We start from the raw sequence: 21,848 nt of genomic DNA on the forward strand, positions 1-21,848 counted from the left end.
CGACGCTAAATTTCCAGGTCAGTCACCCACCAGGTTACGGAGGTGTCGGCCGATGGGGTCCAGCGCGGCGCGGTCCGGTGCAGTGGGCTCGGGCACAGCCGGGAGATCCGGTGCGACAGGGTTCCTCGACCGCGCGCGCAGCGTCGCGCCGCCGGGGTGGAACCGCTGGCTGGTCCCGCCCGCCGCGCTGTCGGTCCACCTCGCCATCGGCCAGGCGTACGCGTGGAGCGTGTTCAAGCCGCCGCTGGAGAGCGCGCTCGGACTGTCCGGCACGCAGAGCGCGCTGCCGTTCCAGCTCGGCATCGTGATGCTGGGCCTCTCGGCGGCGTTCGGCGGGACCTTGGTGGAGCGCAACGGGCCGCGCTGGGCGATGTTCGTGTCCGCCACGTGCTTCTCCTCCGGTTTCCTGATCTCCGCGCTGGGCGCGTGGACCGGGCAGTACTGGCTGGTGGTGCTCGGCTACGGGTTCGTCGGCGGCATCGGCCTGGGCATCGGGTACATCTCGCCGGTCTCCACGCTGATCAAGTGGTTCCCGGACCGGCCGGGGATGGCGACCGGGATCGCCATCATGGGGTTCGGCGGCGGCGCGCTGATCGCGTCGCCGTGGTCGGCGCAGATGCTGGAGTCGTTCGGCCGCACCCACACCGGCATCGCGCAGGCGTTCCTGGTGCACGGCCTGGCGTACGCGGTGTTCATGTCCGTCGGCGTGCTGCTGATCCGGGTGCCCGCCGCGAGCGCCGAGCAGCGGGTGGTCCGCTCGGCGGTGAACGTGTCGGCGCGCAACGCCGTGAAGACCCCGCAGTTCTGGTGCCTGTGGGTGGTGCTGTGCTTCAACGTCACGGCGGGCATCGGGATCCTGGAGAAGGCGTCGCCGATGATCCGGGACTTCTTCGCCGACACGTCCGCGCCGGTCGCCGCCGGGGCCGCGGCCGGGTTCGTGGCCCTGCTGTCGCTGGCGAACATGGCGGGCCGGATCGTGTGGTCGTCCACATCGGACCTGGTGGGGCGTAAGAACATCTACCGGGTCTACCTGGGCGCGGGCGCGCTGACCTACCTGGCGCTGGCGTTGGCGGGCAACACGTCCAAGGTGCTGTTCGTGGTGTGCGCCATGCTGATCCTGTCGTTCTACGGCGGCGGGTTCGCCACGGTCCCGGCGTACCTCAAGGACCTGTTCGGCACCTACCAGGTGGGTGCGATCCACGGCCGGCTGCTCACCGCGTGGTCGCTGGCGGGCGTGCTCGGGCCGCTGATCGTGAACGCCGTCGCGGACGGCCGGAAGGCGGCCGGCAAGTCCGGGCCGGACCTCTACACGACCTCGCTGTACATCATGATCGCGTTGCTGGTCGTCGGGTTCGTGGCCAACGAGCTGGTCCGCCCGGTGGCCGCGAAGCACCACGAACCAGTGGCGGAAGGAGCGTCCGGGTGAACCGCACGGCGTTGGTGGTGTTCGCCTGGCTCTGGGTGGGGCTGCCGTTGGCCTACGGGTTGGTCGAGCTGATCCGCAAGGTGACGGCGCTGTTCACCGGTTAGTGTCGGAGGGTGGATTCCTACGACGTGGTGGTGGTCGGCGGCGGGCACAACGCGCTGGTCGCGGCGGCCTACCTGGCGCGCGCCGGGCGCTCCGTGCTGGTGCTCGAAAAGCTCGACCACGTCGGCGGCGCGGCGGTGAGCGAGCACGCGTTCCCCGGCGTGGACGCCCGGCTGTCGCGCTACTCGTACCTGGTCAGCCTGCTGCCCGACCGGATCGTGGCCGACCTCGGGCTGACCGTGGCGCTGAAGTCGCGGGCCGCGTCGTCCTACACCCCGGCGGGCAACCTGCTGGTCGAGCGCACGCCGGGCGAGGCCACCGCGGCGTCGTTCCGCGCGCTGACCGGGTCGGACGCCGAGTACGAGCGCTGGCGGCGCTGGTACGCCGACCTGGAGCTGCTCGCCGGAGCCCTCGCGCCCACCCTGCTGGAGCCGCTGGAGTCCCGCGAGCACGCCCGGATCCGGGTCGACTCGGTGGCCCGGATGCGGTTGTGGGAGCAGGTTTTCGAGCGCCCGCTGGGCGCGACGCTGGAGGAGCTGTTCGCCGACGACGTGGTGCGCGGCGTGGTCGCGACCGACGGCCTGATCGGCACGCACACCTCGTTGCACGACCTGGCCGCCAACCGCTGCTTCCTCTACCACGTGATCGGCAACGGCACGGGGGAGTGGAAGGTGCCGGTCGGCGGGATGGGCGCGGTGACCGCCGAACTGGCGCGGGCCGCGCGGGAGGCCGGCGCGGAGGTCGTGACCGGCGCGGAGGTGTCCCGGGTGGAGGCGGACGGCAAGACCGCCGAGGTCGAGTACGACGGGCGCGTGGTCGGCGCGCGGTTCGTGCTGCCCGGGGTCGCGCCGCACGTGCTGGACGCGTTGCGCGGCAAGGCGGGCGGGCCGGTCGCCGAGGGCTCCCAGCTCAAGGTGAACATGCTGCTGGAGCGGCTGCCGAAGGTGCGCGGCGGGATCGACCCGAAGCTCGCGTTCGCGGGCACGCTGCACCTGGACGAGTCGTACGCGCAGCTCGAAACGGCCTACCGGGACAGCGCCGCCGGGCGGGTGCCGGCCGTGCTGCCCGCCGAGATGTACTGCCACACGCTGACCGACCCGTCGATCCTGTCCGCCGACCTGGCCGGGCGCGGGTGGCACACGCTGACCCTGTTCGGCCTGCACACCCCGGCCGCGCTGTTCGAGCCGGACAACGACGGGCTGCGCGGGCAGCTGGTCGACCGGTACCTCACGGCGTTGAACGCGCACCTGGAGGAGCCGATCGAGGACTGCCTGGCGGTCGACGCCGACGGCCGGCCGTGCCTGGAGGCCCGCACGCCGCTCGACCTGGAGGCGGAGCTGGGGTTGCCGCGCGGCAACATCTTCCACGACGCGCTGGCGTGGCCGTTCGCCGAGGAGGAGGACGAGGTCGGGCGCTGGGGCGTGGAGACCGACGTGCCGAACCTGTTCGTGTGCGGCGCGGGGGCGCGGCGCGGCGGCGGGGTGAGCGGGATCGCCGGGCACAACGCCGCGATGGCCGTGCTGGAGCGCTAGGAGCTGTTCGGGGTTTGGATCATGTGGTTGGGGTCAGGGCTTTCCGCCACACGATCGCTCCTCGTGGCTTCGGAGGAACGCCTTGTCCGCGGCCACCGCGTCCGGACCGGTGCGAGGCGGACCGGCCCGGCCGGGAACCCGGACCGGCCGCCTCGGCCCGCGCCGTCCGTTGCCGCCGGAGGGCGGCACGATCCCGACCGGCAGACGTGCCCGCGTCCGGCGCGGAGCGCGCCACACCCCGTGTTCCACCAGCCCCACCAGCACACCACCGCGGCGAACCCGGACCCGAACCCCGAACAGCCCTAGACCCGTTCGAACAGCGCGGTGACGGCCTTCTTCTCCTGGTCGAAGTTCGCGCCCGAGGTCACCGTGATCTCCAACGGGCCCTTGCGCGCCGACAGGGTGTTCAGCACCACCTCGCCGGTGCCCAGCGAGCCGGTCCACGCCTCGTCGAAGAAGCCCGGCAGGTCCTTGGCGCGTTGGCCGCCCGAGCCGAAGCCCTCCTTGCCCTTGGCGAAGGAGGCGGCGTCGGCGCCGGTGGCGAAGCGGACCAGGGTCGTCGCGCCGCCGCCTTCGTAGCGGCAGGTGACCAGCTTGCCGTCGACGGTCTCGGCGGGGTGCTTGAGGTTGAGCTGGAGGGCCGCGCCCACGACGTCGGCCGGGGCCTTGGTGCAGTCGATGCCCTCGACCGGGGCGGAGGCGCCCGTCGTGGTCTGCGGGGTGGAGGCGGTCGTCGTCGGCGCGCTCTCCGGGGTGGAGGTGCAGGCGGTGAGCACGACGAGCCCCACCACGGCCGCGAGTGCGTTCTTGATGACCACAGATCCTCCAGTCCCCGTCGCCCGGGGGTTCGTCCGGACGGGTGCCGACGTTACCCGAGCGCTATATCAAGGAACCTTGCTAAAGGGTTCTTGATATGCGTACGCTGGGGCCATGGCCGAGCCGCGCGAAGACCTCATCAGGGACCCGAGGGAGCTGCGCGCGCTCGCGCACCCGTTCCGCTGGAAGCTGATCGACCTGCTCACCAGCGAGGGCCAGCGCACCGCGACCCAGTGCGCCCAGGCGCTCGGCGAGAGCGTGGCCGGCTGCTCCTACCACCTGAACATGCTGGCCAAGTACGGGTTCGTGGAGGAGGTGCCGGACGTCAAGGGCCGGCAGAAGCCGTGGCGGATGCTGCGGCACCACCAGAGCTGGTCCACCGAGGGCATGGACGACGAGACCGCCCTGGCCGCCGAGGCCGCGAGCGAGGCGCTGATCGAGCAGGAGTTCGCCACGATGCGCGAGCGCTTGCGCCGCAAGAGCCTCGAACCGCTCGAATGGCAGACCGCCACCGGTATCCGGGCGCACCTGGAATTCCTCACCGCCGCCGAACTCGACGAGGTGCGCACGGCCATGTTCGCGGTGCTGGAGAAGTTCGAGGAACGACGCCAGGACCCGGCGGCGCGGCCCGAGGGCGCACGTCCGGTGCGCATCTTCCAGGCCACGACCGTCGCGCCCCGGCGGGAGTAGCACCGCGCTATTTCGGTGGAGCGGCCCGGTGCCCGCTCGATACCGTGCTCGTCCACCCTTTGCCACCGACCTCAGGCCCAGCGATCGAGGGGGATTCGCCATGCCCGTTTACGACGCCCTGTACGACATAGCCCGCCAGCGCGGCCGCGACGACGAGGCCGCCGCCAGGCGCCACCGGCTCGGCCGGAGCAGGCTCAAAGCCTTCTCCGGCTTGCTGAAACTCGACTGGGAGGTGGCCCGGGAGCGCCGCTCGCTGGTCGCGAGCGTCGGCTTCTCCTGGCAGCGAACGGCAGGGTGACCGGCGAACCCGGGGTCGCCAACGCCATGTCCTCGTGGGCGTCCCGGACGTCGCCCTGCTGCCCGTTGTACGCCTCCGCCAACTCCGGGGCCCGCGTCAGCGCGATGCCCCACTCGAACAGCTCGTAGACCGCGCTGGTCGCGACCACCACTTCCAACGCCCGCAACGGGCCGAGCCCGCGGACCAGGACCCCGGTCGCACACCCCGTACGCGAAGTGCACCAGCCGGTCGAAGCGTTTGCGCCGCCAGGAGAAGACCTCCGACAGGCGGAACCCGAACAGCGCGTCGGTCCAGTCGTCGTACGGCACCGCCGAGTACAGCCGGCGCGACCACCGTCGACGAGGTGCGCAGGGCCTGCTCGCCCGGCCACGGGGGATCCCGCCAGGTGACGGCCACCAGGACCAGGAACGCGGCCAAGGACCGGCGGTGCCCCCTGCTCATGGCGGCCGGACGCCACCCGCGCGCGTCCGGCCGCCGGGGCCGATCGCGAGAACCGCCGCCCGGCGAGGGGTCGGGCGGCGGTTCTCGCGTCAGTCGGGCAGCCGCTCCAGCCGGACCACGATCGACTTGGAGGTGGGCGTCCCGGACTCGGTCGCGGTGGAGTCCAGCGGCACCAGCGCGTTGGCCTCCGGGAAGTACGCCGCCGCGCAGCCCTTCGCGGTCGGGTAGGACACCACCCGGAACCGCTCGGCGCGGCGTTCGGTCACCCCGGTCGGGTCCTGCGGCCACTCGCTGACCAGGTCCACGAAGTGCCCGTCCAGCAGGTCCAGCTCGTCCAGGTCCGCCGGGCTGACGAACACCACCCGCCGGCCGTCCTTCACGCCCCGGTAGCGGTCGTCCAGGCCGTAGATCGTGGTGTTGTACTGGTCGTGGCTGCGCATGGTCTGCAACAGCAGCCGGCCGACCGGCACCCGCAGCACGGTCAGCTCGTCGGCCGAGAAGTGCGCCTTGCCGGTGCGCGTCCCGGTGAACTCGCGGGCGTCGCGCGGCGCGTGCGGCAGCACGAACCCGTCCGGCCGGCGCACCCGCTCGTTGTAGTCCGCGCACCCCGGCACGACCCGGGAGATCCGGTCCCGGATCAGGTCGTAGTCCTTCTCGAACTCCTCCCACGGCACCGGGTGGTCCGGCCCCAGCACGGCCCGCGCCAGCCGGCACACGATGGACACCTCCGACAGCAGCCGGTCGCTCGCCGGCTCCAGCCGCCCGCGCGAGCGGTGCACCACCGACATCGAGTCCTCGACCGTCACGAACTGCTCGCCGCCGTGCTGGAGGTCGCTCTCGGTGCGGCCCAGCGTGGGCAGGATCAGCGCCGTCGTGCCGTGCACCACGTGCGAGCGGTTGAGCTTGGTCGACACGTGCACGGTCAGCCTGCACGAGCGCAGCGCGCGCTCGGTGACCTCGGTGTCCGGCGTGGCGGACGCGAAGTTGCCGCCCACCGCGAAGAACACCCGGGCCTTGCCGTCGCGCATCGCGCGGATCGAGGCGACCGTGTCGAACCCGTGCTCGCGCGGCACGGTGATGCCGAACTCGGTCTCCAGCGCGGACATGAACTTCTCCGGCATCTTCTCCCAGATGCCCATGGTCCGGTCGCCCTGCACGTTCGAGTGGCCGCGCACCGGGCACAGCCCGGCGCCGGGCTTGCCGATCATGCCGCGCAGCAGCGCCACGTTCGCGATCTCGCGGATCGTCGGCACGGAGTGCTTGTGCTGGGTCAGGCCCATCGCCCAGCAGAAGATGGTGCGCTGCGAGTCGGCCAGCATCCGGGCCAGCAGCTCGACCTGCTCGCGCGGCAGCCCGGTCGCGGTGTCGACCGCGTCCCAGTCGAGTTCGCGCACGTGCTCGGCGTACTCGGCGAACCCGTCGGTGTAGTTGGCCACGAACTCGGCGTCCGCCGCGTCCCAGGACAGCAGCAGGTTCCCGACCGCCTGGAACAGCGCCTGGTCGCCGCCGAGCCGGATCTGGAGGAACTCGTCGGCGAGCTGGGTGCCCGCGCCGACCACGCCGCGCACGTTCTGCGGGTTCTTGAACCGCAGCAGGCCGGCCTCGGGCAGCGGGTTGACCGCGACGATCTTCGCCCCGTTCTTCTTGGCCTCCTCCAGCGCGGAGAGCATCCGGGGGTGGTTGGTGCCGGGGTTCTGGCCGATCACCACGATCAGGTCGGCCCGGTTGAAGTCCTCGATGCTCACCGAGCCCTTGCCGATGCCGGTGGTCTCCGACAGCGCCGCGCCGGAGGACTCGTGGCACATGTTGGAGCAGTCCGGCAGGTTGTTCGTGCCGAACGAGCGGACCAGCAGCTGGTAGAGGAACGCGGCCTCGTTGCTGGTCCGGCCGGAAGTGTAGAACACCGCCTCGTTCGGGTCGGCCAACCCGGTCAGCTCGTCCGCGACCAGCGCGAACGCGTCGCTCCAGGAGATCGGCTCGTAGTGCTCGGCACCCTCGCGCAGCACCACCGGGTCGGTGATCCGGCCCTGCTGGCCCAGCCAGTAGTCGGTCTTGCCGGCCAGCTCGGCGACCGGGTGCGCGGCGAAGAAGTCCGGCCCGACCCGGCGGCGGGTGGCCTCCTCGGCGACCGCCTTCGCGCCGTTCTCGCAGAACTCGGCCAGCTTGCGGTGCCCCTGCGGCTCGGGCCACGCGCAACCCGGGCAGTCGAACCCCTCGCGCTGGTTGAGCAGCCGCAGCGTGGTGACCGTGCGGGCCACGCCCATCTGCTCCACGCCGCGTTTGAGCGACACGGCCACGCCGGGGATCCCCGCCGCCCACCGCTTGGGTCCGGTCACGTCGAGCTGCGACTCGTCGATGTCGTGCTGGGGTGGCTTGCTCATGGGGACCATTGTGCGCTGGCGCGCCCCGCGCGAGCGCGCCAGCGGTACCACGATCGACCGTCGGCGGCGGGGCGGCGCCGGACCGCTGTCACGGGCCCCAAGGGGTTGAGAACGGCCCGTGAATCCGGTGCCGGGTCCCCGCGGCGACCGGTGATCACAGTTGATTGTGAGCGGCGCCACTCACGGCGCGAATCGACCGATCGGGTGACCTGGTCACCCGCAGCTGTCGTGGATCTCCACCGACCGGCCCGGGTCGAAGTAGTCCTCGGGCGGGCCGTCGTCCCGGGTGCTCTCCGGGTGGTCCCGGCCCAGGTCACGGCGTTCGCTGATGCCGGGCGCGAGGAACCCCCGCTTGGCCGCCCCGCACGCGATCGAGTAGTCGTAGCCGTCCGTGGCGTCGGTCCACAGGCCGTTGCTCTCCGGCGTGGACGAATCGCCGCTGCGCACGACGTAGGTCATCGCGACCCGCCGCACGACGACGATGTCCATCGGGTCCGTCGGCTGCTGGTCGCTCTCGAACGCGTAGGCGAACACGTAGTTCGTGCGCACCACGATCTCGCCCGGCCGCCCGGCCTCGGCGGTCATCGTGCCGTTGACCTTGGGCGCGGCGGCCAGCAGCCGCTGCCCCTTCGCGATCCGGGTCACCACCAGCGACGCCTCCTCGTCGTGCCGGCCGTCGTAGAGCTGCCGCATCTGGTCCTGCAGGTCGTAGGCGAGCAGCCCGATGTACCGCTCCACGTCGTGGTCCTGGATCACCGCCCGGTCCAGCCGGGACGTCACCACGGCCTGCTTGACCTGCCGGTACGCGTCCGCGACCTGCTCGGCGGTGAACCCGCCGACGGGCTTGGCCGCCGGCGGCGCGACGCCGGCTTCGCCGTCCGCCCACGCGTCGGCGGGCGTGTTGCGGTACGGGCGCTCCGGGTCGACCCGGAACGTCTCCTCGCGCGGCGCGTTCAACGCCTCCTCGACCCCGGAGAACTTGCCCTCCCGGTAGAGCCCGAACAGCAGCGCGGCGATCGCGACCACGGCGACCGCGGTGACGATCCGGCCGCCGTTCGCCCTGAGCCGGGCCGACCGCCGCTGCTTGCGGATCTCCCGGCGCGCCCGCTTGTTCGCCTCCGCGATCCACTTCTCGTCGCGCAGGTCGGGGTGGTCGTCGAGACCGTCGGTGTGCACGTGCCCCCCAGCAGGTGTGATCACTGCGCCATTCACTCGAACAGGTGACGGCCGGCGGACGTTAGCAGGGCCGCCGCAGGTTCGGCACGGGCCTTTCCCCTGGCCCCGCCCGTCCCCGGGGCGATCCGGCCCCCGGACCGGCGCGGCGGGGGCGTCGCCAGGTGAGGGCGTTACCAGGTATCTGATTCGAAGTCGATAGCGCGGCCTCCGTAGACTTCCCACGTGACTGAATCGCCCACCGCACCCCAGCGCTCCGAACTCCCGCCGGCCTGGAACCCGGCCGAGGTAGAAGCCGGGCTGTACCAGCGGTGGGTTGATCGCGGGTACTTCACCGCCGACGCGCACAGCGACAAGCCGCCGTTCTCCATCGTGCTGCCCCCGCCGAACGTCAACGGCAGCCTGCACATGGGCCACGCCCTCAACCACAGCGTCATGGACGCCCTCAGCCGCCGCCGGCGGATGCAGGGCTACGAGGTGCTGTGGCTGCCGGGCACGGACCACGCGGGCATCGCCACCCAGACGGCGGTCGAGCGCGCGCTGGCGTCCGAGGGCATGTCCCGCCACGACCTGGGCCGCGACAAGTTCGTGGAGCGGGTCTGGCAGTGGCGCGAGGAGGTCGGCGGCCGGATCCTCGGCCAGATGCGCCGCCTCGGCGACGGCGTGGACTGGGACCGGGTCCGGTTCACCATGGACGAGGGCCTGTCCCGCTCCGTCCAGACGATCTTCAAGCGGCTGTTCGACGACGGCCTGATCTACCGCGCCGAGCGGATCATCAACTGGTGCCCGCGCTGCCAGACGGCGCTGTCGGACATCGAGGTCGACCACTCCGAGGACGACGGCGAGCTGGTCTCCATCCGCTACGGCGCCGGCGAGAACTCGATCATCGTCGCGACCACCCGCGCGGAGACCATGCTGGGCGACACGGCGGTGGCCGTGCACCCGGAGGACGAGCGCTACCGGCACCTGATCGGCACCGACGTCGAGGTCCCGCTGACCGGCCGGTACGTGCCGATCGTGGCCGACGAGCACGTCGACCCGAAGTTCGGCACCGGCGCGGTCAAGGTGACCCCGGCGCACGACCCGAACGACTTCGAGATCGGCCGCCGGCACGACCTGCCCGCGCTGACCGTGATGGACGGCCGGGGCGTGATCACCGCGAAGGGCCCGTTCGAGGGCCTGGACCGGTTCGAGGCGCGGCCCGCCGTGGTCGCCGCGCTGCGCGAGCAGGGCCGCATCGTCGCCGAGAAGCGCCCGTACAAGCACTCCGTCGGCCACTGCTCGCGGTGCGACACGGTGATCGAGCCGCGCCTGTCGCTGCAGTGGTGGGTGAAGGTCGAGCCGCTGGCCCGCGAGGCCGCCGCCGCCGTGCGCGACGGCCGCACCACGATCCACCCGCCGGAGCTGGCCAAGCGCTACTTCGACTGGGTCGACAACCTCAACGACTGGTGCATCTCGCGCCAGCTGTGGTGGGGCCACCGCATCCCGGTCTGGTACGGCCCCAACGACAAGGTGATGTGCGTCGGCCCGGACGACGAGCCGCCCGGCGAGGGCTGGACGCAGGACGAGGACGTGCTCGACACGTGGTTCTCCTCGGGCCTGTGGCCGTTCTCCACGCTGGGCTGGCCGACCTCCACCGGCGACCTGGCGAAGTTCTACCCGACCAGCGTGCTGTCCACCGGCTACGACATCCTCTTCTTCTGGGTCGTCCGGATGATGATGTTCGGCCTGTACGCGATGGACGGCAAGCAGCCGTTCGACCACGTGTTCCTGCACGGCCTGATCCGCGACCAGTACGGCAAGAAGATGTCGAAGTCGCGCGGCAACGGCATCGACCCGCTGGACTGGATGGACACCTACGGCGCGGACGCCACCCGGTTCACGCTGCTGCGCGGCGCGAACCCCGGCTCCGACCTGGCGATCGCCGAGGAGTGGGCGGCCGGCTCCCGCAACTTCACCACGAAGCTGTGGAACGCGACCAGGTTCGCGCTGGGCAACGGCGCGACCGTGGAACGCCCGGTGCCGCCGCGCGAGCAGCTCACCGACGCCGACCGCTGGATCCTGGACCTGCTCGACGGGCTGGTCGCGGAGGTCGACGGGCAGTTCGAGGCGTTCCAGTTCGGCAAGCTGGCCGAGGGGCTCTACCACTTCACCTGGGACGAGTTCTGCGACTGGTACCTGGAGCTGGCCAAGGTGCAGATCGCCGAGGGCGGCGCCCGGGCCGAGGCGACCCAGGCGGTGCTCGGGCACGTGCTCGACGTCGTGCTGCGGCTGCTGCACCCGCTGACGCCGTTCATCACCGAAACCCTGTGGACGGCGCTGACCGGCGGCGAGTCGCTGGTGGTCGCGCCGTGGCCGCAGGCGCACGGCGGCGCGCGCGACGAGGTCGCCGCGACCCGCATCGAGGGCCTCAAGAAGCTGGTCACCGAGATCCGCCGGTTCCGCTCCGACCAGGGCCTCAAGCCCGCGCAGAAGGTCGCGGGCAAGGTCCGCGGCGCGTGCTGCGTCGACCTGCTCGACCAGGTGCCCGCGGTGCGCGTGCTGACCCGGATGACCGAGCCGGACGACGGGTTCACCGCGTCCGCGCGGATCGAGGTCGGCCTGCCCAAGGGCGCGGTGAAGGTCGAACTCGACCTGTCCGGCGCGATCGACGTGGTGGCCGAGCGCAAGCGGCTGGCCAAGGACCTCGCGGTGGCCGAGAAGGAACGCGCCCAGTGCGAGGGCAAGCTGAACAACCCGGCGTTCACCGACAAGGCGCCCGCCGAGGTGGTGGCCAAGATCCAGTCCCGGCTGGCCGCGGCGAACGCCGACATCGAGCGCATCCACGCCCGCCTCGACACGCTGCCCCAGTCGTGACCGGGCCCGACTCGCTCGACGAGCTGCGCCAGGTCGAGGCGGAGCTGAACCAGCGCTGGCCGGAGACCAAGCTCGAACCGAGCCTGGACCGGATCCGGGCGCTGGCCGAGCTGATGGGCGACCCGCAGGCGTCCTACCCGGTGCTGCACATCACCGGCACCAACGGCAAGACGTCGACCTCGCGGATGGTCGACGCCCTGCTGACCCGGATCGGCCTGCGCACCGGCCGCTACACCAGCCCGCACCTGCAACTGGTGACCGAGCGGATCAACGTGGACAACGCGCCGATCAGCCCGGAGCGCTACGTCGAGGTCTACCGCGACATCGAGCCGCTGGTGTCCATCGTGGACAGTCGCGGCGAGGTGCCGCTGAGCAAGTTCGAGGTGCTCACCGGGATGGCGTTCGCGGCGTTCGCGGACGCCCCGGTCGAGGCCGCCGTGGTCGAGGTCGGCCTGGGCGGGACCTGGGACGCGACGAACATCGCCGACGGCAGGATCGCGGTGATCACACCCGTGGGCATCGACCACGTCGACTACCTGGGCCCGACGCTGGAGGGCATCGCCGAGGAGAAGTCCGGGATCATCAAGCCCGGCTCGGTCGCGCTGCTGGCCGAGCAGGACCCGGCCGTCGAGCAGGTGCTGCTGCGCCGGATCGCCGAGGTCGACGCCATGGTCGCCCGGCAGGGCTCCGAGTTCGGGGTGCTGCAGCGCGACGTGGCCGTCGGCGGGCAGATGCTGCGCCTCCAAGGGCTCGGCGGCGTGTACGAAGAGGTGTTCCTGCCGCTGCACGGCGCGCACCAGGCCGCGAACGCGGCGCTGGCGCTGGCCGCCGTGGAGGCGTTCTTCGGGGCCGGCGCGGACCGCCGGATCGACGTGGACGCGGTGCGCGAGGCGTTCGCCACCGTGGCGTCGCCGGGCCGGCTGGAGCGGGTGCGCTCCGCGCCGACCGTGCTGGTCGACGCCGCGCACAACCCGCACGGCGCGAAGGCGCTGGCGAAGGCGCTGGACGAGGAGTTCGGGTTCCGCAAGCTGGTCGCGGTCGTCGGCGTGATGGACGACAAGGACGCCGTGGGCATCCTGAGCGAGCTGGAGCCGGTGGTGCACGAGGTCGTGCTGACCGCGAACTCGTCACCGCGCGCGATGGACCCCGACCTGCTGGCGGGCGTGGCCATCCCGATCTTCGGCGAAGACCGGATGTACGTGCAGCCGCACCTGGTGGACGCGCTGGAGGAGGCCGTCCGGCTGGCCGAGGAGGACGACGGCGGCGACGTGGTGTCCGGCGGCGGCGTGATCGTGACGGGCTCCGTGGTGACCGCCGGCGAAGCCCGCGCCCTGTTCGGCAAGGAGCCCTCGTGACCACCCCGGCCGGCGTGCCCGCGCCCAAGAAGGACCCGATGAAGTCGTTCCGGGGCATCATGGCCGGGACGCTCATCCTGGAGGTCATCGTGGTCGCCCTGGCCCTGCCGGTGGTCGCGAAGCTCGGCGGCGGGATCGGCACCGGCACCGGGTACCTGGTGCTGGGCCTGATCGTGGCGCTGATCGGGACGTGCGCGCTGCTCAAGCGGCCGTGGATCGTGTGGGTGATCGCGGTCCTGCACGTGGTGATGATCGCGTCGTGGGGGCTGCTGACCGCGCTGGGCGTGATCGGCGTGCTGTTCAGCCTGGTCTGGGTGTACCTGCTGTGGCTGCGCCGCGACGTGGCCAAGCGGATGGCCGAGGGCCGGCTGCCCAGCCAGCAGCAGTCGGCGTAGGGCGCGTCCTCTGCCCGGTCGCGTGTCGCCGACCGGCGGATGTCGCCCGGTGAGCAGACCGCGTTCACCGCGGGTTCGGGTTCGGCGGCTACAAACCGGCCATGACCGAAGGTGTGGTGAACCGGCGGACGCTGCTGCGCGCCGGAGCGATCGGCACGGCGGCGGCGTTCGTGCCCGGGATCGCGCTGGCGGCCTCGGGGCGTCCGGCGCTGACGCACGGCGTGCAGTCCGGTGACGTGACGTTCGACGGCGGCCTGGTGTGGACGCGGGCGGACCGGCCGGCGCGGATGCTGGTGGAGGTGTCGGCGGACCCGTCGTTCCGGCGCGCCCGCACGCTGCGCGGCCCGCTGCTGACGCCGGAGACCGGTGGCACGGGCCGGCTGCGGCTGCGCGGCCTGCCGCCGGGCCGCCGGGTGCACTACCGGGTGGTCGCCGAGGACCTCGACGGCCGCACCCGCAGCCAGGCGGTGACCGGCAGCTTCCGCACCGCGCCGATCGGGCGCGACGGCGTGCGGTTCGTGTGGTCCGGCGACGTCGCGGGCCAGGGCTGGGGCAGCAACCCCGACCTGGGCGGGATGCCGATCTTCGGCGCGATGGCCGCGCGCCGCCCGGACTTCTTCATCCACAGCGGCGACACCGTCTACGCCGACGGCCCGCTGAAGGAGTCGGTGACCCTGGCCGACGGCCGGATCTGGCGCAACGTGGTGACGCCGGAGAAGCTGAAGGTCGCCGAGACCCTGGACGAGTACCGGGGCCAGTTCGCCTACAACCTGCTCGACCAGAAGTTCCGCACGTTCGCCGCCGACGTGCCCACCTACGCGCAGTGGGACGACCACGAGGTCACCAACAACTGGTACCCCGGCGAGATCCTCGACCTGCCGCAGTACACCGAGAAGCGGGTGGACGTGCTGGCCGCGCGGGCGTTCAAGGCGTTCCACGAGTGGCAGCCGCTCGACCCGCGCAAGGCGGTGGACGGGCGGGTGTACCGGAAGTTCTCCTACGGGCAGCACGTCGAGGTGTTCATCCTCGACATGCGCACCTACAAGGACGCGAACAACGCGCCGCGCGAGGGCGTCGGGCACATCCTGGGCGAGAAGCAGGCGAAGTGGCTGGTCGACTCGCTGGACTGCTCACGCGCCACGTGGAAGATCATCGCCGCGGACCTGCCGATCGGCCTGACCGTGCCGGACGGCGCGGACATCGAGGGCGTCGCGAACGGCCTGCCGGGCAAGCCGGGCGGTCGGGAGACCGAGCTGGCGTGGGTGCTGCGGGAGATCAAGAAGCGCCGGGTGCGCAACACGGTGTGGCTGACGGCGGACGTGCACTACACGGCCGCGCACCACTACTCGCCCGAGCGGGCGGCCGTGGCGGACTTCGACCCGTTCTGGGAGTTCGTGTCCGGTCCGCTGCACGCGGGCGCGTTCGGGCCCAACGCGCTGGACCCGACGTTCGGACCGGAAGCGGTGTTCGTGCACGCGCCGCCGGCCGCGAACACCACGCCGCTGGACGGGTTCCAGCACTTCGGCGAGATCGAGGTGTCGCGGGACGGCGAGCTGACCGTGTGGCTGCGCGACATCGCGGGCGCTTCGCTGTGGTCGAAGAAGTTGCAGCCGCAGCGCCGATAGCCTCCGACAGGTCGTCAACGCGGCCCGGAGCCTTGTCCGACCAAGATCGCCGTGGTTGCGTGAGCCCTCATCCGGCCTGGTGCCGGGTGGGGGCTTGCGAGTTCTCGCGACGAGGAGGTCGCCGTGCGCCGCCTGGGCCTGGTCGTCCTGCTGCTCGGCGGGCTGGTGGTGCCGGTCCCGCCCGCCACCGCCGCACCCGCCGGCCGGCTCGCGGTCGGCGCGGTCGCCGACATCGCCGCGGGCGTGCGCCCGGGGGACCGGGCCTTGGCGCGGGACGCGCTGCGCGGCGTCACCGGGGAGCGGTTCTACTTCGTGCTGCCCGACCGGTTCGCCAACGGCGACCCCGGCAACGACCGAGGGCGGTCCGGCGGGACCGACCGGCTCAAGACCGGCTTCGACCCGGCCGACCGGGGCTTCTACCACGGCGGCGACCTGACGGGCCTGCACGGCAAGCTCGGCTACCTCGACGACCTGGGGATCACCGCGCTCTGGCTGACCCCGGTGTTCCGCAACCGCTGGGTGCAGGGCACGGGCGCGGACGTGTCGGCCGGCTACCACGGCTACTGGACCACCGACTACACCGAGCTGGACCCGCACTTCGGTTCCACCGACGACATGCGGCGGCTGATCCGCGACGCGCACCGCCGCGGCATCAAGGTGTTCTTCGACATCGTCGCCAACCACACCGCCGACCTGATCGACTACGCCGAGGGCCGCCACGACTACGTGCCCACGAGCGCCGTGCCGTACCTCGACCCGTCCGGCCGTCCGGTCGACATCGCCGCCATCGCGGGACGCGAGCCCTTCCCGAAGCTCACCGCGCCGTACACGCCGGTCGTCAACGGGGCGAAGAAACCGTTGTGGCTCAACGACCCGGCGCTCTACCACAACCGGGGCGACTCGACGTTCACCGGCGAATCCGCCCAGTACGGCGACTTCTACGGCCTGGACGACCTGATGACCGAGCACCCGGCCGTCGTCGCCGGGATGAAGCGGATCTTCACCGGCTGGATCGACGCGCTCGACATCGACGGCTACCGGGTCGACACCGTCAAGCACGTGAACCTGGAGTTCTGGCAGGCTCTCGCGCCGCACGTGAAGGCGTACGCCGAGCAGCGCGGCAAGAAGGACTTCTTCGTGTTCGGCGAGGTCGTCGACGCCGACCCGGCGGTCACCTCGCACTACACCACCACCGGCCGGATGCAGGCGACGCTGGACTTCCCGTTCCAGGACGCCGCTGCGGCGTTCCTGTCCGGGCGCGGGGCGGCGCGGCTGGGCGAGGTGCTGGTGGCCGACGACCGGTACACCGACGCCGACTCGAACGCGGCGTCGCTGCCGACGTTCCTGGGCAACCACGACATGGGCCGGGCGGCGTGGGTGGTGCGGCGCAACCGGCCCGGCATCACCGAACCCGAGCTGCTGGACCGGCTGGAACTCGGCAACGCCCTGATGTACCTGTGGCGCGGCAACCCCGTCGTGTACTACGGCGACGAGCAGGGTTTCGCGGGCAGCGGCGGCGACAAGGCGGCACGGCAGGACCTGTTCGCGTCCGCCACTCCCGAGTACCGGGCGGAGGATCTCGTCGGCAGCGACCGGACCGGCGCGGTGGACAACTACGCCACCGACCACCCGCTGTACCGGCAGTTGCGCGGGTTGGCGGCGTTCGTCGACGCGGATCCGGTGTGGCGCGACGGGAACCAGACCCTGCGCGTGGCGTCGGGGGACGTCGTCGCGTTCAGCCGGGTCGGTGCCGCGCGGCAGGTCGAACACCTCGTGGTGGCCAACGCGGGCACATCCCCGGCGTCGGTCGAGGTGCCGGTGGGCAGCGCCGCGCTCCGCCCCGTCTGGCCTCGTGCCGGGGCCGAGGTCGCGGCGGTCGACGGCAAGGTCCGGGTGGCCGTGCCGCCGCTGTCGGCGTTGGTGCTCAAGGGAACTGGCCGATTGCGCGCCGTCACGCCGACGCCCGTGCTGGTCGCGCCGCCCGTGGGGACGGCGCTGACCGGCCGGGTCGAACTGCGGGCGGACGCGATCTCGTCGCCGTTCGCGCAGGCCACGTTCGCCGCGCGGGTCGACGGCGCGGACTGGACCGTGCTCGGCACCGACGACACCGCGCCCTACCGGGTGTTCGCCGACCTCGCGGCACTGCCGGGCGCGGCGGCCGGCCGAGATGTGGAGATCCGGGTCGTGGCCAAGGATTCCGCGGGAGCGCTCGGTGCGGACGGCGTGACCGTGACGTTGAAAGCCGCCGAGCCCGCGCCATAGTCGTAAGGCACCGCCCGGACGCGGCTCACGCGTCCGCTCCGGTTTGCAGGGTTCGCCCGGGGAAGGAAACTCCGGTCAGCTGTTCGGAAGCGGCCCACAGGCGGCGTGCCACCTCCGTGTCCCGTGCCTTGGCCGAGCGGCCGACCAGTGCGGGCGCGCCGCGCGCCTCCAGGAAGCCGTTGGGTCCGACGTAGCTGTCGCCCGGGATGTCCGCCACGGCCGCGTACAGGATGGGCAGAGCGCCCTCGTCGTCGCTCTGGGCGAGAAAGTCCGTCACCGCCTTCTGCACGAGGTGGCGCACGCGGCGGCCGTCGGACTTCAGCAGGTTCGTGGCCGCCATGCCGGGGTGTGCGGCGGTCGCGAGCACCGGTGAGCCGACGTCGGTGAGCCGCCGCTGGAGTTCCGACGTGAACAGCAAGTTGGCGAGCTTGGACCGCGCGTAGGCGGCCATCGCCCGGTACGGCCGGTGCTCCCCGTCGAGGTCGTCCAGGTCGATCGCACCCACCCGGTGGGCGTTGGACGACACGGTGACCACCCGGTCCCGGACCCGGGGCAGGAGCAGGTTCGTGAGCGCGAAGTGCCCCAGGTGGTTGGTCCCGAACTGCAGCTCGAACCCGTCGGCCGTGCGGGAGTGGGGCGGGGCCATGACCCCCGCGTTGTTGATCAGCACGTCCACCGGTTCGGTGAAGTCCTCGGCGAACGCGCGGACCGAGGCGAGATCGGCCAGGTCGAGCCGCCGGACCTCCACGCGGCCGGGCATCGTCGCGGCGGCCTCGCGGCCCTTGTCGACGTTGCGCACGGCGAGCACGACGTGCCCGTCGTTGGCGGCGAGCACGCGGGCCACGGCCCGGCCGAGCCCGCTGTTCGCGCCGGTGACGACGACGGTGCGCCCGGTCATCGAGGGCATGTCCGAAACCCCGAATGTTGACATGAGCTACAAAGTAAACGCCGACAACAATGTAGTCAACGACGACATCTGGTTGCTAGGGTCGGTCCCATGCCAGACGCGACCGACGAGCGGCCCTACCACCACGGGAACCTGCGCGCCGCCCTGCTCGCCGCGGCCGAGCGCGGCCTGCGGGAGCACGGTGCCGACCAGTTGGCGCTGCGCGACCTGGCCCGGGAGATCGGCGTCAGCTACGCCGCGCCCCGCCGCCACTTCGTGAACCGCCAGGCGCTGCTCGACGCGCTCGCCGAAGCCGGGTTCACCCGGCTCGACACCGCGCTGCGCGCCGCGCTGACGACCGCCGCCGCCGACTTCCCCTCGCGCGTGCGGGCCACCGCGACGGCCTACACCCGCTTCGCCACCGAGAACGCCGCGCTCCTCGAACTGATGTACACCTGCAAGCACCGACCGGACGCGGCGCGGATCGGCAAGGCGGCCGAAGCCCCGTTCGGGCTGATGCGCGACCTCATCGTCCAGGGGCAGGCGCAGGGGGCGCTCCAAGCCGGCACCCCCGAACGGATCGGGATCGTCCTGTTCGCCACCCTCCAGGGCATCGCCTCGATCACCAACGGCAACATCGTCGAACCGGAGCTGCTCGACGGACTCGTGGAGGCGGCGGTCGAGCAGTTCCTGCGCGGCACCCGTCCGCTCGGGTAGCGCGGCGCGGGAGTCCGAAGTGGACGGTTCCCGCCCCGGTCCGCCGGGGTGCTAGTGGTCGGCCAGCTCGACCCGTGACCGCACCTCGTCGTCGCGCAGGATCCGGAACTCCCGGTCGTCCGCGACCAGCACCTTCAGGAACCCCGGGCTGGTCTCCACCACGTACGCCTCGATGGACCCGTCGGTGAGTTCGATCCGCTCACGCGGCACCCACGGCGTCGACACGACCGCCGCCACCACGAGCGCCATACCGCCCACGATCCACCCGATCCGGTGCAGCACGAACTTCGCGGGCCCCGGTTCGTCGTCGCGCCGCCGTGCCGCCACCACCGCGACCGCCACGGCCAGCACACCGGCCAACGCCGGCACCCACCACTGGTGGTAGGTCAGCACGTGCGCCACCAGGAACGCGATCAGCACCGTGACCACGAGCGGCGCGGCGCGGGAGCGGGTGGCGGCGGCGTAGAAGGCGGACAGCGGCACGGTGAGGATCAGCAGCACCGTGCTGATCCGCCGGTCGGCCATGAACGTGCCGAGGAACAGCCCCGGCGCGTCCTCCAGGTCGAGGGTGTGCAGCAACGCGAACGTCGTGTGCCAGTCGTACGCGGACACCGCCAGCAGCCGCAGCAGCACGAACAGCACAGCGGCACCGGTGAGCGTCGGACCGGTCCCGGACTTCTCGGAGGTCACGGCCGGCACTATCGCACCTCCCGTTCGTCCGCACTCGTCTTGATCGGCCACAGAGGACGCCGCCCGGCGGGCGCAGATCGTCCGGGTGACCGTCGGAGTGTCGTTTGGCGATTCAGATCCGCGCCAACACCGGAGCTGAGTACCCTTCGTGGTCGGGAGGGTGAGCTGTGACACATGGTTTGAACCTGTTCGATGGCGATCCCGCCGGGGTGGAACGCGGTCTGGACGACTGGGTGGCGGGCTTCGAGCGCAAGGCCGCGCGGTACCAGGAGCTCCAGCACCGGGTCGAGGAGGTCCGCCTGACCGCGACGAGCCCGAACGGCGTGGTCACGGTCACCGCCGACGCGAACGGCAACCTGGTCGACGTCGAGTTCTCCGAGCGGGTGATCCAGACGACCCCGGGCGAGCTGCGCAGCCAGTTGCTGGCCGCGCTCGGCAGCGCCAAGGCCCGGATCGCGGGCCGCGTCCGGGAGGTCGCCGACGAGACGCTCGGGGCCGACGCGCAGGACAGCGCCGATCGGATCACCGGCTACTACGAGCAGAAGTTCGGCGTCGCCGAACCGCCGCCACCACCGCGGCGCGACCGCGACGACGAGGACTTCGGCGGATCGGTCTACCGCTGACGCGTTCGGGGGGAAGTGCCATGTCGGGTTATCAGGTCGAACCGGGCGCTCTGCGGGCGCACGCGGACAAGGCCGACGGCCACGCCGCCGCTCTCGGCCGGGCAGCGGACGCCGCGAACCAGGCGATGTCGGACGACACCTACGGCATCATCTGCCAGTTCCTGCCCCCGCTGTTCAACGAGCTGGAGCAGGCGGCCCGGGAGGCGTTGCTGGCGAGCCGCGACGGGATGGCGGAGACCGCGCTGAACCTGCGGCACAGCGCCGACCACTACCAGCACCAGGACAACGCGATCGGCGAGGGGCTGATCGGGATCGAGGGCCGGTTGCGATGAGCGAACCGCCGCTGGTCGCGCCGGTCCAGGACTCGACCGAGTGGTACACGGGCATCGGCATCGCGGAGTCGATCAGCGACCTGGTCGGCGGCATCGAGAGCGGGAACTGGGCCGACATCGGGCTGGGCGCGGTGACCACCGGCCTCGAAGCGCTCAGCATCGTCATGGACCCGATCGGTTCCGTGGGGTCGAACCTGATCTCGTTCATCATCGAGCACGTGGGTCCTCTCCAGGACGCGCTCGACGAACTCGCGGGCAACGCCGACGCCGTCGCCGCGCAGGCGCAGACGTGGCAGAACATCGCCAAGGCGGTCGGCGAGGTCAAGGCCGGCTACGAGCGGGACGTGGCCGCCGACACCGCGGCGTGGGTCGGGGTGGCGGGCGACGCGTACCGCAGGCGGGCGGCGGACACGGCCGCCCTGATCGGTGCCGCCGCAGAGGCGTCGAGCGGCATCGGCAGCGCGGTGAAGACGGCCGGCGTGCTGGTCGCCGTCGTCCGGGAGACGGTCCGCGACCTGATCGCCGACCTGGTCGGCAGGCTGCTGGTGTGGGCGGCCGAGGCGCTCACCGTCGTCGGCGCGCCCGCCGCCGCCGCCCAGGCCGCCACCGCGGCGGCCAAGTGGGCCGCCCGCATCGCCCAGATCATCAAGAAGCTCGTACGCGCGCTGCAGAACCTCATGCCGTTGCTCCGCAAGCTCGGCGAGCTGCTCAAGCGGATCCGCAAGAGCTTGGACCAGCTGAGCGGCAAGGGCGGCGGAGGTCAGCCGCCGAAGAAGCCGGGTGAACCGCCCGGCACCGGCGGGCATCCCGACCACACCCGGCCGTCCGGCCGACCCGATCCCGACGCGACGCCGGGCGGCGAGCGGACGAAGATCCGCGACAGCGACAAGGACGAGGCCAACCGCACGGCCCTGCGGCGGGAGAACGAGGCGGCGGACACGCTCGCCAAAGCCGGCTACGACGTCGAGCAGAACCCGAAGGTGCCGGGCAAGAAGAACCCCGACTACCGGATCGAGGGCGAGATCTTCGACTGCGTCTCGCCGACCACCGGCAGCGCCCGCAACGTCGCCGGCCGGATCGAGGAGAAGGTGGCGGAACACCAGGCGGACCGGATCGTGGTCAACTTGGCGGGCAGCGACGTCGACGTCGACAAGCTGCGCACCCAGCTGCGCGACTGGCCGATCGAGCGGCTCAAGGAAGTCGTGATCATCGACAAGCAGGGCAACATCCAGCACATCTACCCGTAGA

The 21,848-nt window shown here is 71.9% G+C and carries 19 protein-coding genes and 1 pseudogene; 14 read left to right on the plus strand and 6 right to left on the minus strand.

Annotated features, from left to right (window positions below; genetic code table 11):
* Positions 1-52 precede the first annotated feature (52 nt).
* Genes AC0HI0_RS42910 through AC0HI0_RS42920 form a run of 3 tightly spaced genes read left to right on the plus strand, consistent with a single transcriptional unit; the run spans position 53 to position 3,060 of the window.
* The gene (locus tag AC0HI0_RS42910) at positions 53-1,426 is read left to right on the plus strand and encodes an OFA family MFS transporter (protein WP_480929195.1); all 1,374 of its coding nucleotides are present in this window, start codon (positions 53-55) and stop codon (positions 1,424-1,426) included.
* Positions 1,423-1,530, plus strand: a complete 108-nt coding sequence (locus AC0HI0_RS42915; RefSeq protein ID WP_446689066.1) for an MFS transporter small subunit — start codon at positions 1,423-1,425, stop codon at positions 1,528-1,530. Before AC0HI0_RS42910 ends, AC0HI0_RS42915 begins: the two co-directional genes overlap by 4 nt.
* A 9-nt stretch (positions 1,531-1,539) precedes the next feature.
* Positions 1,540-3,060 carry a phytoene desaturase family protein gene (locus tag AC0HI0_RS42920; RefSeq protein ID WP_480929196.1) on the plus strand — a complete coding sequence of 507 codons (1,521 nt, stop codon included), beginning with the start codon at positions 1,540-1,542 and terminating at the stop codon, positions 3,058-3,060.
* 302 nt (positions 3,061-3,362) lie between these two features.
* Here the strand turns inward: AC0HI0_RS42920 and AC0HI0_RS42925 are convergent, their stop codons facing one another.
* Complete coding sequence (locus AC0HI0_RS42925; RefSeq protein ID WP_480929197.1) at positions 3,363-3,878, minus strand: hypothetical protein; 516 nt, start codon at positions 3,876-3,878, stop codon at positions 3,363-3,365.
* 112 nt (positions 3,879-3,990) lie between these two features.
* Here AC0HI0_RS42925 and AC0HI0_RS42930 point away from each other — a divergent pair, with 112 nt between their 5' ends.
* Together AC0HI0_RS42930 and AC0HI0_RS42935 are read left to right on the plus strand one after the other, a co-directional pair.
* Positions 3,991-4,566 carry an ArsR/SmtB family transcription factor gene (locus AC0HI0_RS42930; protein WP_480929198.1) on the plus strand — a complete coding sequence of 192 codons (576 nt, stop codon included), beginning with the start codon at positions 3,991-3,993 and terminating at the stop codon, positions 4,564-4,566.
* Between the two features lie 100 nt (positions 4,567-4,666).
* Complete coding sequence (locus tag AC0HI0_RS42935; RefSeq protein ID WP_480934563.1) at positions 4,667-4,864, plus strand: hypothetical protein; 198 nt, start codon at positions 4,667-4,669, stop codon at positions 4,862-4,864.
* A 28-nt stretch (positions 4,865-4,892) separates the two neighbouring features.
* Here AC0HI0_RS42935 and AC0HI0_RS42940 read toward each other — a convergent pair.
* From AC0HI0_RS42940 to AC0HI0_RS42950, 3 genes and pseudogenes are all read right to left on the minus strand, one after another.
* Positions 4,893-5,321 (minus strand): annotated as a pseudogene (locus AC0HI0_RS42940) (DUF2238 domain-containing protein); the annotation flags it as partial.
* Between the two features lie 73 nt (positions 5,322-5,394).
* A complete protein-coding gene (locus AC0HI0_RS42945; RefSeq protein WP_480929199.1) occupies positions 5,395-7,695 on the minus strand; it encodes an FdhF/YdeP family oxidoreductase in 2,301 nt (766 codons plus the stop codon).
* A gap of 204 nt (positions 7,696-7,899) precedes the next feature.
* Entirely contained in the window at positions 7,900-8,862 is a 963-nt protein-coding gene (locus AC0HI0_RS42950) for a hypothetical protein (RefSeq protein WP_480929200.1), read from the minus strand.
* Positions 8,863-9,084: 222 nt separating this feature from the next.
* Here AC0HI0_RS42950 and AC0HI0_RS42955 point away from each other — a divergent pair, with 222 nt between their 5' ends.
* The 5 genes from AC0HI0_RS42955 to AC0HI0_RS42975 all read left to right on the plus strand — a co-directional run bounded on the left by AC0HI0_RS42955 (position 9,085) and on the right by AC0HI0_RS42975 (position 17,352).
* Positions 9,085-11,715 (plus strand): valine--tRNA ligase, encoded by a 2,631-nt coding sequence (locus AC0HI0_RS42955; RefSeq protein WP_480929201.1) that lies wholly within the window; start codon positions 9,085-9,087, stop codon positions 11,713-11,715.
* Entirely contained in the window at positions 11,712-13,070 is a 1,359-nt protein-coding gene (gene folC / locus AC0HI0_RS42960; protein WP_480929202.1) for a bifunctional tetrahydrofolate synthase/dihydrofolate synthase, read from the plus strand. Before AC0HI0_RS42955 ends, folC begins: the two co-directional genes overlap by 4 nt.
* A complete protein-coding gene (locus AC0HI0_RS42965; RefSeq protein ID WP_480929203.1) occupies positions 13,067-13,465 on the plus strand; it encodes a DUF4233 domain-containing protein in 399 nt (132 codons plus the stop codon). The genes folC and AC0HI0_RS42965 overlap by 4 nt, the downstream gene beginning before the upstream one ends.
* Positions 13,466-13,566: 101 nt before the next feature.
* On the plus strand, positions 13,567-15,090 hold the full coding sequence (locus AC0HI0_RS42970) for an alkaline phosphatase D family protein (protein WP_480929204.1): 1,524 nt from the start codon (positions 13,567-13,569) through the stop codon (positions 15,088-15,090).
* 123 nt (positions 15,091-15,213) lie between these two features.
* Positions 15,214-17,352: an alpha-amylase family glycosyl hydrolase gene (locus AC0HI0_RS42975; protein WP_480929205.1), complete on the plus strand. Its 2,139-nt coding sequence runs from the start codon at positions 15,214-15,216 to the stop codon at positions 17,350-17,352.
* Between the two features lie 25 nt (positions 17,353-17,377).
* Here AC0HI0_RS42975 and AC0HI0_RS42980 read toward each other — a convergent pair whose 3' ends face one another.
* A complete protein-coding gene (locus AC0HI0_RS42980; RefSeq protein WP_480929206.1) occupies positions 17,378-18,283 on the minus strand; it encodes an oxidoreductase in 906 nt (301 codons plus the stop codon).
* Between the two features lie 66 nt (positions 18,284-18,349).
* Between AC0HI0_RS42980 and AC0HI0_RS42985 the strand changes: the two genes are divergently transcribed.
* Positions 18,350-18,955 (plus strand): TetR/AcrR family transcriptional regulator, encoded by a 606-nt coding sequence (locus tag AC0HI0_RS42985; protein WP_480929207.1) that lies wholly within the window; start codon positions 18,350-18,352, stop codon positions 18,953-18,955.
* A gap of 51 nt (positions 18,956-19,006) precedes the next feature.
* Here AC0HI0_RS42985 and AC0HI0_RS42990 read toward each other — a convergent pair whose 3' ends face one another.
* The gene (locus AC0HI0_RS42990) at positions 19,007-19,645 is read right to left on the minus strand and encodes a hypothetical protein (RefSeq protein ID WP_480929208.1); all 639 of its coding nucleotides are present in this window, start codon (positions 19,643-19,645) and stop codon (positions 19,007-19,009) included.
* A 179-nt stretch (positions 19,646-19,824) separates the two neighbouring features.
* Here AC0HI0_RS42990 and AC0HI0_RS42995 point away from each other — a divergent pair, with 179 nt between their 5' ends.
* The 3 genes from AC0HI0_RS42995 to AC0HI0_RS43005 are packed head-to-tail and all read left to right on the plus strand — an operon-like array spanning position 19,825 to position 21,847.
* The gene (locus tag AC0HI0_RS42995; RefSeq protein ID WP_480929209.1) at positions 19,825-20,268 is read left to right on the plus strand and encodes a YbaB/EbfC family nucleoid-associated protein; all 444 of its coding nucleotides are present in this window, start codon (positions 19,825-19,827) and stop codon (positions 20,266-20,268) included.
* 20 nt (positions 20,269-20,288) lie between these two features.
* Positions 20,289-20,600: a type VII secretion target gene (locus tag AC0HI0_RS43000; RefSeq protein WP_480929210.1), complete on the plus strand. Its 312-nt coding sequence runs from the start codon at positions 20,289-20,291 to the stop codon at positions 20,598-20,600.
* Positions 20,597-21,847 (plus strand): CdiA C-terminal domain-containing protein, encoded by a 1,251-nt coding sequence (locus AC0HI0_RS43005; protein ID WP_480929211.1) that lies wholly within the window; start codon positions 20,597-20,599, stop codon positions 21,845-21,847. Before AC0HI0_RS43000 ends, AC0HI0_RS43005 begins: the two co-directional genes overlap by 4 nt.
* The last annotated feature ends 1 nt before the right edge of the window (position 21,848 follow it).

Source organism: Saccharothrix sp. NBAS 001 (genome assembly GCF_056640475.1).